Raw genomic sequence first — 11,637 nt, 5'->3', positions numbered from 1 at the left:
GTCAGTCTTATAAAAAGATAATATCAGAAGGAAAACAGATTAGATAGCGAAAGGTCAATGCACTAGTTTCATGATGCATTGGTGCCTTTCGCAGAAAGGTGGTTTATACATATGAAGAAAAAGATTGGATTTATCGGACTTGGCCTGATCGGAGGCTCACTCGCAAAGGCAATACGCCAGTACTATCCGGATTATCAGATTGTTGCATTTGACAAGAATAAGGAGACTCTGGCACTGGCTACTCAGGAATCTCTGATTGATGTAGCCGCGACTACTATTGATGAGAATTTTCGGAATTGCGGATACATTTTCCTGTGTGCACCTGTCTCTTATAATAATGCTTACCTGCCTCAGGTGAAGCCATTTCTTGATAAAGATACGATTCTTACTGATGTAGGAAGCGTGAAAACCGGCATTCACAAAGAGGTACACCGCCTTGGCATGGATGCGAACTTTATCGGCGGACACCCGATGGCTGGCTCCGAAAAAAGCGGCTACCCAAATTCCAAGGCAATGTTACTGGAGAATGCTTACTTTGTGCTGACTCCGACAAAAGAAGTCAGCCGTGAAAAAGTGGATGCATACACTACTCTCATTGAAAGTCTGAAAGCACTGCCAATTGAGTTGGACTGCGAGACGCATGACTATGTAACAGGTACGATCAGTCACCTTCCACATATTATCGCATCCTCTCTGGTCAACTACGTGAAGCAGGCAGACACAAAAGACGAACTGATGAAGCTGCTGGCCGCTGGAGGATTCAAGGACATCACTCGCATCGCTTCTTCCTCACCGACTATGTGGCAGCATATCTGCCTGAAGAACAAAGACAATATTCTCAATATCCTGGACGCATATATGGATGAGCTGAAACAGATTGCTTCTATTATAGAAGACGAAGACGAGCAGGGCATTTACCAGTGGTTTGACAGCTCCAGAAATTACCGCAATTCGATTCCGAACCGCTCATCCGGTCCGATTAAAAAAGTATTTGCCGTATACTGTGATATTATTGATGAAGCCGGTGGAATCGCTACGATCGCAACCATCCTTGCATCCAATAATATCAGTATTAAAAATATCGGAATCATCCATAACAGGGAGTTTGAAGAAGGCGTACTTCGCATCGAATTCTACGATGAGGATTCCTCTTCACGGGCAGCCGCACTGCTTCAGAAGCACCGTTATGTGGTATACGTACGTTAAGGCACAGATCATATATACTCAGCAGAAAGGATAGCATACTATGAAAGAAGCAACGATTACTGCTCCTTCAACCGGATTAAAAGGGAGCGTTATCATACCGGGAGACAAATCCATCTCCCACCGTTCTGTGATGTTCGGAGCACTTGCCAAAGGCACCACAGAGATTACAAATTTCTTGCAGGGAGCAGACTGTCTGTCAACGATCAGCTGTTTCCGCAAAATGGGCATCGAGATTGAGAATACACCGGAACGGATCCTTGTACACGGCAAAGGTCTGCACGGTCTGTCTGCACCGGATTCCACACTGGACACTGGCAACAGCGGTACGACCACCCGACTGATCTCCGGTATTCTGGCAGGACAGGATTTCACCAGCATCCTTTCTGGTGATGACTCCTTAAATTCCAGACCAATGGCACGTATCATGGATCCGCTGAATTCCATGGGGGCAAAGATTACAAGTATCAATGGAAATAACTGTGCACCGCTCCGCATCGAACCGGGCACTCTTCACAGTATCCATTATCATTCCAAAGTTGCTTCTGCGCAGGTCAAATCCGCGATCCTGTTGGCTGGATTATACACAGATGACATAACCGCTGTCACAGAACCGGTGCTGTCGCGTAATCACACAGAGCTGATGTTAACAGGCTTCGGTGCCAATATTGCATCCGAGACACACGCAGACGGAACTGCTACTGCATCCATCACCCCATGCGAAGAGCTTTATGCACAGAAGATCCAGGTTCCGGGTGACATTTCATCCGCCGCATACTTTATCGCAGCCGGACTTCTGGTACCGGGTTCCGAGATCCTGGTCAAAAATGTAGGTATCAATCCTACCCGCGCCGGTATCTTAAAGGTCTGCGAAGCTATGGGGGCTGATATTACTTATCTAAACGAGACTTCTGCCGGCGGCGAACCGACCGCTGACCTTCTCGTGCGTTATTCACCGCTCAAGGCAACCGTCGTAGAAGGAAGCATCATCCCGACACTGATCGACGAGATCCCAGTGATCGCCATCATGGCTGCCTTTGCCGAAGGCACTACCATCATCCGGGATGCTGCTGAGCTGAAAGTCAAAGAGACCAACCGCATCGACACCGTAGTCCAAAACCTCCGGGCAATGGGCGGCACCGTCACTCCGACCGATGACGGTATGATCATCGAAGGCACCGGCGCATTAAAAGGTGCACATATCAACAGTCATCTAGATCACCGGATTGCTATGGCATTTGCCATTGCAGGACTGGTTGCTGAAGGGGATACCGTAATCGGAGACAGCCAGTGCGTGGATGTGTCCTATCCGGCATTCTTCGAGACAATTGCACAGTTGAGATAACCGTAATAAAAAGGCGTGTAAAAATGATTCTTCATTTTTACACGCCCTTATCTTTCTCTTTATTCGTCTGCTTTGATCAGCCTATCATCTGTATCCTTTGTCACCGGTACTTTCGCTTCTACTGAAGCATTCTCTATCTCAACCGCATAGGTCTTATGGATCAGACAATTCACCGGATCTTCGGTTGCAATTACAAGCGCAAGTCTGTGTCCTGGCTCGACTGTGTATCTGGTCGCATTCATATAGATGTGATAGTCATGATATTCGCCCTTTTTCAGCTCGATACTGTTCGTTGCTGTTACCGGATCATAACCGGCTTCCGGATTACAGAGGTCTGCAAACGCACGAGTGATCACACGATAGTTCTTATGTACAGTGGCAAATTCAACTTCATCAAATGCCGGAAGATCTCCGCCGTTAATCACGCCACCTGCTTTCACTTTTTCTACCGGAATTGTATTTCTTTCCGGATCCACACTCTGGATGCTGTCAAACTTCTCATCACATACATCACAGAGCAGCAATGCAACCTCCACATCGTCCATCTTTCCGGAAATGCTGGAATCGCCAAGCTTCATGGTCAATGTATCCACATCATTTCTATTCTCCGGATGGAAGTCATGCTCTGCGTCGCCGTCTTTTAATGCCGCTTTAAGCTTCACGCACACGGTTCCCTGTATGGTTACTGCTTCCTCAAAAGCAGAAGTCATATATCGTCTGTTCATATTGCCGGACTGCAATGCCATCCGCTCATCAAAGTTCTCGGCACTGACACCTGCTGCTTCCCAATCTGTATCGATGACAGTCGTTCCCGTCTCTTCACATGCAAGATTCATGGCATATGCCGTCTCCCAGGACTCTGCCGTCTCCCATTTCTTCTGATCGTAATTCGTCTGTACCAATACTGCCGGCATATCCTCTGCATGATTATCCACATCATACAGATAATAAGAAATCCATTTGTTAACAATGTCATCATAAAATTGTCCATCCACCAGGATTCCATATTCCCTGTTTGACATAGTCGGTGTAATATGCGCACCCTGATGCAGCAACAGCTTCACATTCCGACCTGCCTTTTCAAAGGACTTGTACATCATTTCAAACTGCTTGGTAGACACATTTTCATCATTCAGTCCATGCACGATCAATGCGGTGCATCGGATCTTATCTGCATTCAGGCAGTAATTACCGCTTCCCCAGAATTCCTCATCGTAGTCAAATCCACACTTTAACTGTCGAAGACTAAGTTCATGGTGAAATGCTGCCATATCATCAAGCTGTTTTTCAGATAATGATTCGTCATGATAACGGCTGGAACAGTAGTAAGCGAGAAAACTATTCAATACTTCTTTCGGCCAGTAACGCTGTGCTCCCTGCATATTCTGCTGGGAATACCAGTCTGCAATTCCTGCGATTGGAATGATCGTCTTCAAACCTTCTACTCCTGTTGTTGCCACCGCAAATGGCATAGTTCCCGCATAAGATCTTCCGGTCATTGCAACATTGCCATTCGACCAGTCTGCTTTCGTCTGGATCGTTCCCTCACGGTCCGCATATGCCACGCGGTCTCCATGCAGCCATTCTACTACGAATTTGAATGCATCTCTCTCATAATCGGATCCCACATAGTTGAATCCATCTGAACCAAGCGTACCAAATCCACCACACAGCACAACTGCAAAGCCACGAACAAGGTAATAATTAAAAGTGTCCAAATTGCTATAGACCATGCTATCGTTATTACCTTTATCCGGATAATACCAGTCTGACGGATCAGCTTGAAGGGCAAGCTCCATCGCACTGATACTTCCAGTTGGAACACGTGCCGGAACCTCTCGCTCAAGGTCTGCAAAATCAAAATAGCGGTATTCCTTTTCTGCCACTTCTTTCATATGAGGATATCCATCTTCATTCACACCTGCACAGTACGGACGGGCTTCAAATAATGTTGCAGCTTTGTAATTTCCCTCCACCGCACTTCTTGGAACCTGTACAACCGCTTTGACCAGGTCGCGCTTTCCATCTCCGTCCATATCATAATCAGACTCCACATATACCGCATATCTCACAATACTCGAAGTCTCCGGATTATAATCTGCACCTGTCTTTCCATCCGTAAATGGAAATACCGGCTGCGCCATTCCATTCTCAAATACTGGTACTTTACTGTAATTTCTTTCGTTCATCATACTGCCTCTCAATCATATATAATTCTATTCCATAATCTTTACGATATTCCCATATCCCGCTTTTTGCAATATCTGTTTCGCACCATCCAGGATTTCTTCGTCCGAATAATCATGATCCCACAGAAAATCTTTCTTCTTTTCAGAGAGATATTGATAGAATAGCAACGCTGCCGCCAGTTCCTTTTTATCACTGTAATCAATGTCATCCAGCATGAGATTCTCCGCCTCATTAATCTGTCCATTGTCGATCATATCCAGCAGATCATTCAAATCTGTCCCCGACACTTCATATCCATTCTTCCTCTCTTCATCCACGGATACATATTGCTTGCCGAGCAAAATAGAAAACAGCACACTGACCATTTCTTTGATCATACGCATGATATAATCCTTCTCATCCTCAAACCTCATGGCTGCACCTCCTTGATTTCAAAGTATTGTTTTGATAAGTATAACATAGTTTTCACACATATCAAATAATATGCATAGTTTATAATGACAAGAAAAGTTGTCAAAACATATTGACAAAGATAGTTGTCAATGCTATCCTATTTTTGACAAATAAAATTGTCATTTTATCATAAAGGAGGAGCTTAGATTGCCGTTACTGAACCGCTTAAAAGAACACAGATCCAAATTAGGCATGAACCAGACAGAGCTTGGAAAACTTGCCGGAGTATCCAGACAGACCATCAGTCTAATCGAACGCGGAGACTACTCGCCCTCTGTAACACTGGCATTAAAGCTTGCAATGATCTGTAATGTAAAAGTTGAAGATATATTTGAATATGAGGAGGATGAAACCCATGAAAAATAAAGATAACCTAAAAACAACCAGTCTTAGCAAACTGACATTAAAAATGGCTGCCGGTGCCATCGTCGGTGCTATATTGGGTGCTTCAGCAGCTGTATTGCTCTCGATTAACAACGGGAATTCGTTCAATCAGGCTGCGCAAAAATTAATCTCAGGTATTCAGAATATGATCTTTCCGGGACTGCTTCTGATCACTGTACTTTCAATTATATTGCAGGAAATCTATTATTCCAGATTAAAGAACATCTGCAACAGTCTCGCGAATGCTGATGACGAAGAATTTGACGAATTAGATTATAAAGAAGAAAAGACCGGTGCCATGCTGATGACCAGCAACCTGCTGTCATATATAGGCGGCATCGTACTATTAGCATTTGGTTATTCTATGGATTATCTGCACCACAGCATCGCACTCGGTGCCTGCCTCACATTTTTAATCTGCGTCTTCTATGACGGTATTATGCAGGCGCGCTATATAAAGCTGCTGCAGAAGACACATCCAGAAAAGAAAGGGGATGTATCTTCTATGAAATTCCAGCAGCAATGGTTGGAAAGCTGTGACGAAGCTGAAAAAGAAGTCATTTACCAGAGCGCGTATAAAGCTTTTTCATTTACAAGTAAATGTCTTAGTTTCCTGCTTCTTCTCACCATGCTGTCACATCTGTTCTTCCACACAGGTGTCCTGGCAATCCTCGTAGTCGGAATCACTCAGATAATCCTGTCACTGACCTATAACAGATCCTGCGTAGAATTAAAAAAAGTAAAAGTCGAACGCTAATTAATCCAGCCTGCCTGCGATCGCATCTTCAATCATGCCTGCCAGCTTCTCTGCTGTGACAGGCATGATTTTTGTATTATACGTTATGATCTTTATGTCGGAAAAAGATATGCCTGATAATAAGTCCGGCCATCACCGCCGTCAGCACATCTGCACATGCCTGTGCCGCCAGCACTCCTGTATATCCAAATATTTTGGACAGAACAACAATCGTCATGGCATAAACTACGCCCTGTCTGCTGATCGACAGCACAAGTGCTCCCGACGCATTTCCCACAGACTGGCAGACACAGGTTGATACCAGCGTTACTGCCATGAACATCATACCGAACTGCTGATACCGAAGCATCATAGCTCCATTATTTACAATCCCCGGATCATTCATAAATACTCGGATAACTGTAGGTGCAAAGATACTGACAAGTACTGCAAATCCAAGTCCGGTTCCCATCTCAAACAAATATGCAAACTTTAATATTTCTTTTAATCTTTTTTCGTTTTTTGCGCCATAATTATATCCTACAAGCGGCTGACCGCCAAATGCAAATCCGACCAGTATCAGAGCCGTGAGCATATTGGCTTTTAATGCAATTCCCATGGCTGCGACTTTGTCCGTTCCGTACTCCAGCAGGAAATGATTCGTCAGCATGACCATAAAGCTCTGCATGAGATTTGTAATTGATGCCGGAATGCCAATTAACAGAATGTTACCTATCATATGCCCGGAAATTCTGGTCTCCGTAATTGCCACTGACAAACGGTTTGCCTTTTTCATCATCGCATACATATAATAAAGATCCGCTGCCATATTGCCAAGCACCGTTGCGATTGCAGCTCCTGCCGCCCCTTGTTTCAATCCAAAGATAAATACCGGATCAAGAATAATATTCACGATAGAACCGATAATAGAACCAAGCATTGCCTGTGCAGCCAGTCCTTCCGTGCGGAGAATATTGGTCGGCACAAGTCCAAATATGATAAACACTGCTCCTATCGCAATCCATGTATAATATCCACTGGCATACTGCATTGTCACATCATTTGCTCCCAATACCCGAAGAATCTGCGGCCGGAACAATAACAGTATGATCGTCACACAGATGCCAAATACAATCGATCCCCAGACACAGAATGCACTGACTCTCTTCGCATCCATATTTCTCTTCTGTCCAAACAGCCGGGAGATTACCGAACTTCCACCAAGTCCAAAGATATCTCCAAACGCAATCATCATCGTAAATATCGGTGCCGCCAACGACACTCCCGCCACCAGTTCCTGCACTCCTGTCAATGCGATAAAATATGTATCCACCATATTATAAACCAGCGAAACCATCATACTCATTACCACGGGAAACGCAAGCTTCATATAAGCTTTCGGCACTGATGTCTGTTCAAATAATTCGTTCTCCATACTTCTCCTTTCCGATTTTCCACTGTCAATATTATTCCACCATACATCAAAACATCCATAACCCGAATTATGGATTATGGATGTCCAACCGTAGCATTGAAAATCAACGCTCTATCATATTAAATTCTTAGAATTTTTGTTCACAGGTGAGTATTTTAGCAAAGTCAGAGTAAAATGTCAAATATAACATATCTACTATTAAATATGTTTATCTCGAACTTTCTACATCTTCTTCTAAAAAAATAATAAAATCCGATTCTTCTGAAGTCCACTTCTTATTAAAATCTCTGTAGTGATAATGATCTCCTGCTTCATAATTTGTATTCTTAATCCGATTTAGAAAATCTATAATTCTATCCAGTTCTTCGTTGTTGCATTGTAACGTAGTTTCACTCAATTTCATCAGTTTTTCTTCATCATTATCTTTTTCATAACCAAAAGCTATCATACTCATTCCCTCTATTTTATAACATTAATTCATTTACCACATTTTTGAAATCATAGAATAAATCAATGTATTAATATATCTTTCATTACTTTCCATGCCAGATCAAATGTTATACTGAATTTAGCACTGGTCCCGCTCAGCACAAAAGAGTCTGAAAGGTCTCTTTCCCTGGCTTCTGCCAATGCATCCAGGGATTTAGTAAAAGACACAAAACGTCTGTTAAATTTCTCGTCCATACTGTCTGATATCCTCCTTTAACAAATCATTTCTACAAGTATCCATATTCAACAAATCAACACTATACAATGTCGGCAATTCTTCTATCTTTTCCTCAAGTATATCAAAATTCTTTACTCCCGTGACCGCGATATCTATATCACTTCGCTCTCTCGCAGTCCCTTTTGCTCTTGATCCATATAAAATCACTTCTTTAGCATGAAAGTTTCTGCAAAGTTTTGCAACCTCACTTATAACTTCTTCGACCTTCATAATATCACCTGCCATTTTACTACTTTTAATAATTCTTTTTCAATACAGTCTAATAATACTTCACTGTCACATGCTTACCCATCCGCTCTGCACAATCCTTCAGCTGTTCTACCAGATTCATACGCACGCTGAGATCGAATGGCAGATTGGAATTCTGGTGTGCAGGATTCAGTGCTCTTCCTACAAAAAGATTCAGATCCGTACACTCTTCGATCAACAGCCTTGCAAGTTTGGCTGCACCGTTCTCTGCATCCAGTGCATCAAAAAATGCTTCATCAAAATCATCATTTTCATAGCGGTGCAGGAGATCCAGCGCACTTCCTATGGTCAATACGCCTTCCGTTACCAGATCCAGACCTTCCATTGTTGCCATTGGCGGAATCTTTGGATCTGCATGCTTGACCAGCGTTACGATCTCCCGTTTTAATACACGAGATGCCACATTGGCACTGGTACCGCCACAAATAACTTTCTTGCCTTCCTGCTTCATAAAATCATGTACAACCCGCTCATCATCTTCCTTTCTGGACGGTGGACCTGTGAAGATATTGACCACCTGTCTGCGGATAACTCTGGTTACTGCAACGGTTGTATCATCTCCCGGCTTCTGTCCATACAGGTCGTAACACACCTGGCTGAGCATAGCTGCCAGTCTTGCTGCCGACAATGTCTCGTTCGTACATTTTAGCGTATAAGCTGCCATGTCATCCCACTCCCAGTTATAGTTCATAGTTTCTTCTTCGCCGGCCCAGATTGCCCCATCACTCATCAGTACGAAACAATCATTGAGTTCTACATGAAATCGATACTCACGAATCTTCTTTCCTTCAATCACTCGTTCCTGATAAGGATAGTTTATTATTTCTTTGTTGCGTATAAACACGCATTTTGGATTATCATATTCTACCAGATAGGCTTCTCCATCTCGAAAAATCTGCAGGATACTGAATGTAGCATATGCTACTTCCCGTTCTTTACAGATAGGCAGTGTACGGGCAATCGTCTCAACACATGCATCAATCTCTGCGCCCTCCCGGAACATCGTGCCCAGGATCTTTGATGTCAGCGTTGCAAGAATATTCGCTTTTACTCCACTTCCCATACCATCTGCAAGAATAATAATACTGGAATCTTCTGTTTTCAGTACTTCGACTTTATCTCCACACAATTCTTCACGATTCTTGTTAAAACTTTTCCAGCAAATATCTACACTTACACTCATCTTAATCCTCTCTATCATCCAGAATCGAATCTCTCAACTTAGAAAGCGTCACTTTGGTCTCTGCTGTAGTCTCTCCCAGCAGTCCGGCAATTTCCTGTGCTACCATCATCTGCTTATCAATGACCTTCTGCGCGATATCAATCGTCTCCATCTTCAGATTCATGTGCTGTTCTCTCGCCTTTTCCTCTTTGCTCACATCCTGATAGACAACCAATGCCGAATCCACCGACTCTATATACACAATCGTTTCTTTAGCAATAACATCAAGTGTTTCTAACTGAATTCGTTTCCTTAAAATGGATTTTTTATCTTCCAGCACCTGTTCAATATCTTCAACCTCAATAAATTCAAAAATATATCGCTCCAGTGCCTCTTCTCGGGAAATTCCCAGCTTATCCAGCATTCTTTTATTACATTCCCTTATATGCATATCCCGATCAACAATCAAGACCATGTTCGGTGTCGCGTCCATCACCAGATTCGACATGGATTCAGCCTGTGCCACTGCGTGTGGCAGACACATACTGATCTCTGCCTTGCCCTGATATACAGCTTCTGCTTTGGCTCTGCAGGTAGCATATCCACACGCTCCGCAATTCAGTTCATCCTGTCTTGTATATTTTCCCATAGCGCGAAGCACTTCTGTAAGCTCTCGTTCTGTTGGCTGATTATCCTGGATGTAACGATCTTCAAATACCTTATCCAGAAGAATTGGCTCATGTTCTATATGCACAGCTTCTTCCGTATATTTCACCTGATGCTCCAGATCCAGCCTTGCTTTTAGCATAGAACGCTTCCACCGCTCAGCAGCCGGTCCTTTTACACATCCACCTTTACATACATTTAGTTCAAAAAATCCGCCTTTTACCTCTCCACGTGTCAGTTCATCCAGCAATTCCATACATGTCTTAATTCCCTCTGCATGAAATTTCTTATAATGATCTTCCGGTCCTCCTGTCAACACGGAGGTAATCACACCTCCGCCTATTGGATACAACCGGTTCACCCCCGGATCCGGATTACCCATCGGCTTGTCTTCGCATTCCTCAACCCTGATACCTTCTTCTCTCCACCAACGGATAACCTCTTCAAATGTCAAAATGGCATTAATTGCTCCCTCTACCCGCTCATCTCCAACTGCTTCTGCTTTTTTAGCAATACAAGGTCCCAGAAAGACGACTTTCACATCTGGTCCATACATCTGCTTAATCAGACGTCCATGTGCAATCATCGGAGATACAACAGGAGCCATCATCGGGACTAATGATGGATAATATTTCTCGATCAAATCATTAATACTTGGACAACAAGTAGAGATGATGTTTGTCATCTGTCCACTTTTAAGTAGCTTTTGATACTCTTCTGTGACTAATGCTGCACCTTCTGCTGTTTCCCGCACTTCATCAAACCCAAGCCTCATAAGTGCATCTACCACCTGTCCGGGCTGATCAAAGTCAAGTACACTGAGATATGACGGTGCAAGTGAAAGCACCGTACGCACACCTCTCTGAAGATATCCCTTCACCCGTTCCATGTCGCTGGCAAATGTCTTGGCATTCTGCGGACAGACTTCCAGGCACTGTCCACAGTGAATACAGTGATCCTCCATAATATGCGCCTGTTCATTCTGTACTGAAATTGCCTTTACCTCACAATAACGGACACATTTGTAACAATGTCTGCATTTGGCATCCTTAAAATCAATGACCTTCATGCAAAGCCCTCCTCACAT

At 43.5% G+C, this 11,637-nt stretch carries 12 protein-coding genes; 4 read left to right on the top strand and 8 right to left on the bottom strand.

Translation table 11 applies throughout. From position 1 onward, the window contains the following. The first annotated feature begins 111 nt into the window (after nt 1–111). Nucleotides 112–1,206 carry a prephenate dehydrogenase gene (locus tag DXA18_RS11755; RefSeq protein WP_118384053.1) on the top strand — a complete coding sequence of 365 codons (1,095 nt, stop codon included), beginning with the start codon at nt 112–114 and terminating at the stop codon, nt 1,204–1,206. Nucleotides 1,207–1,246: 40 nt separating this feature from the next. Beyond that, nucleotides 1,247–2,548: a 3-phosphoshikimate 1-carboxyvinyltransferase gene (aroA, locus tag DXA18_RS11750; RefSeq protein ID WP_118384052.1), complete on the top strand. Its 1,302-nt coding sequence runs from the start codon at nt 1,247–1,249 to the stop codon at nt 2,546–2,548. A 59-nt stretch (nt 2,549–2,607) separates the two neighbouring features. On the opposite strand, the gene DXA18_RS11745 is transcribed toward aroA, so the two are convergent. Both DXA18_RS11745 and DXA18_RS11740 read right to left on the bottom strand, forming a co-directional pair. Continuing rightward, complete coding sequence (locus DXA18_RS11745) at nt 2,608–4,740, bottom strand: CocE/NonD family hydrolase (protein ID WP_243007116.1); 2,133 nt, start codon at nt 4,738–4,740, stop codon at nt 2,608–2,610. Between the two features lie 24 nt (nt 4,741–4,764). Next, nucleotides 4,765–5,151, bottom strand: a complete 387-nt coding sequence (locus DXA18_RS11740) for a DUF6483 family protein (protein ID WP_118384050.1) — start codon at nt 5,149–5,151, stop codon at nt 4,765–4,767. 187 nt (nt 5,152–5,338) lie between these two features. Between DXA18_RS11740 and DXA18_RS11735 the strand changes: the two genes are divergently transcribed. Continuing rightward, complete coding sequence (locus DXA18_RS11735) at nt 5,339–5,557, top strand: helix-turn-helix transcriptional regulator (RefSeq protein WP_118384049.1); 219 nt, start codon at nt 5,339–5,341, stop codon at nt 5,555–5,557. Further along, nucleotides 5,547–6,332, top strand: a complete 786-nt coding sequence (locus DXA18_RS11730) for a DUF3169 family protein (protein WP_158567130.1) — start codon at nt 5,547–5,549, stop codon at nt 6,330–6,332. Before DXA18_RS11735 ends, DXA18_RS11730 begins: the two co-directional genes overlap by 11 nt. Nucleotides 6,333–6,408: 76 nt before the next feature. Here DXA18_RS11730 and DXA18_RS11725 read toward each other — a convergent pair whose 3' ends face one another. The 6 genes from DXA18_RS11725 to DXA18_RS11700 all read right to left on the bottom strand — a co-directional run bounded on the left by DXA18_RS11725 (nt 6,409) and on the right by DXA18_RS11700 (nt 11,619). After that, the gene (locus tag DXA18_RS11725) at nt 6,409–7,746 is read right to left on the bottom strand and encodes an MATE family efflux transporter (RefSeq protein WP_118384047.1); all 1,338 of its coding nucleotides are present in this window, start codon (nt 7,744–7,746) and stop codon (nt 6,409–6,411) included. A gap of 208 nt (nt 7,747–7,954) precedes the next feature. Next, nucleotides 7,955–8,194 carry an Imm32 family immunity protein gene (locus tag DXA18_RS11720; RefSeq protein WP_118384046.1) on the bottom strand — a complete coding sequence of 80 codons (240 nt, stop codon included), beginning with the start codon at nt 8,192–8,194 and terminating at the stop codon, nt 7,955–7,957. 62 nt (nt 8,195–8,256) lie between these two features. Continuing rightward, the gene (locus DXA18_RS11715) at nt 8,257–8,430 is read right to left on the bottom strand and encodes a nucleotidyltransferase substrate binding protein (protein WP_243007115.1); all 174 of its coding nucleotides are present in this window, start codon (nt 8,428–8,430) and stop codon (nt 8,257–8,259) included. Continuing rightward, entirely contained in the window at nt 8,414–8,683 is a 270-nt protein-coding gene (locus tag DXA18_RS11710) for a nucleotidyltransferase family protein (RefSeq protein WP_118384056.1), read from the bottom strand. Before DXA18_RS11710 ends, DXA18_RS11715 begins: the two co-directional genes overlap by 17 nt. 49 nt (nt 8,684–8,732) lie before the next feature. Beyond that, a complete protein-coding gene (locus tag DXA18_RS11705; protein ID WP_118384045.1) occupies nt 8,733–9,905 on the bottom strand; it encodes a SpoIIE family protein phosphatase in 1,173 nt (390 codons plus the stop codon). Nucleotide 9,906: 1 nt separating this feature from the next. Beyond that, nucleotides 9,907–11,619 carry a [Fe-Fe] hydrogenase large subunit C-terminal domain-containing protein gene (locus tag DXA18_RS11700; protein ID WP_118384044.1) on the bottom strand — a complete coding sequence of 571 codons (1,713 nt, stop codon included), beginning with the start codon at nt 11,617–11,619 and terminating at the stop codon, nt 9,907–9,909. Nucleotides 11,620–11,637 lie beyond the last annotated feature (18 nt).

Origin of the sequence: Dorea sp. AM58-8, from assembly GCF_003464045.1 — a bacterium.
GTDB classification, from domain to species: domain Bacteria; phylum Bacillota; class Clostridia; order Lachnospirales; family Lachnospiraceae; genus Claveliimonas; species Claveliimonas ammoniilytica.
Note: the sequence above shows the minus strand (reverse complement) of the source record. Positions and strands in the feature narration are given on the sequence as shown.

Excerpts from the sequence above, each read along its gene's own strand:
- DXA18_RS11755 (WP_118384053.1), top strand. The coding sequence starts at position 112 with ATGAAGAAAAAGATTGGATTTATCGGACTTGGCCTGATCGGAGGCTCA.
- aroA (WP_118384052.1), top strand. The coding sequence starts at position 1,247 with ATGAAAGAAGCAACGATTACTGCTCCTTCAACCGGATTAAAAGGGAGC.
- DXA18_RS11745 (WP_243007116.1), bottom strand. The coding sequence starts at position 4,740 with ATGATGAACGAAAGAAATTACAGTAAAGTACCAGTATTTGAGAATGGA.
- DXA18_RS11740 (WP_118384050.1), bottom strand. The coding sequence starts at position 5,151 with ATGAGGTTTGAGGATGAGAAGGATTATATCATGCGTATGATCAAAGAA.
- DXA18_RS11730 (WP_158567130.1), top strand. The coding sequence starts at position 5,547 with ATGAAAAATAAAGATAACCTAAAAACAACCAGTCTTAGCAAACTGACA.
- DXA18_RS11725 (WP_118384047.1), bottom strand. The coding sequence starts at position 7,746 with ATGGAGAACGAATTATTTGAACAGACATCAGTGCCGAAAGCTTATATG.
- DXA18_RS11720 (WP_118384046.1), bottom strand. The coding sequence starts at position 8,194 with ATGATAGCTTTTGGTTATGAAAAAGATAATGATGAAGAAAAACTGATG.
- DXA18_RS11715 (WP_243007115.1), bottom strand. The coding sequence starts at position 8,430 with ATGGACGAGAAATTTAACAGACGTTTTGTGTCTTTTACTAAATCCCTG.
- DXA18_RS11710 (WP_118384056.1), bottom strand. The coding sequence starts at position 8,683 with ATGAAGGTCGAAGAAGTTATAAGTGAGGTTGCAAAACTTTGCAGAAAC.
- DXA18_RS11705 (WP_118384045.1), bottom strand. The coding sequence starts at position 9,905 with ATGAGTGTAAGTGTAGATATTTGCTGGAAAAGTTTTAACAAGAATCGT.
- DXA18_RS11700 (WP_118384044.1), bottom strand. The coding sequence starts at position 11,619 with ATGAAGGTCATTGATTTTAAGGATGCCAAATGCAGACATTGTTACAAA.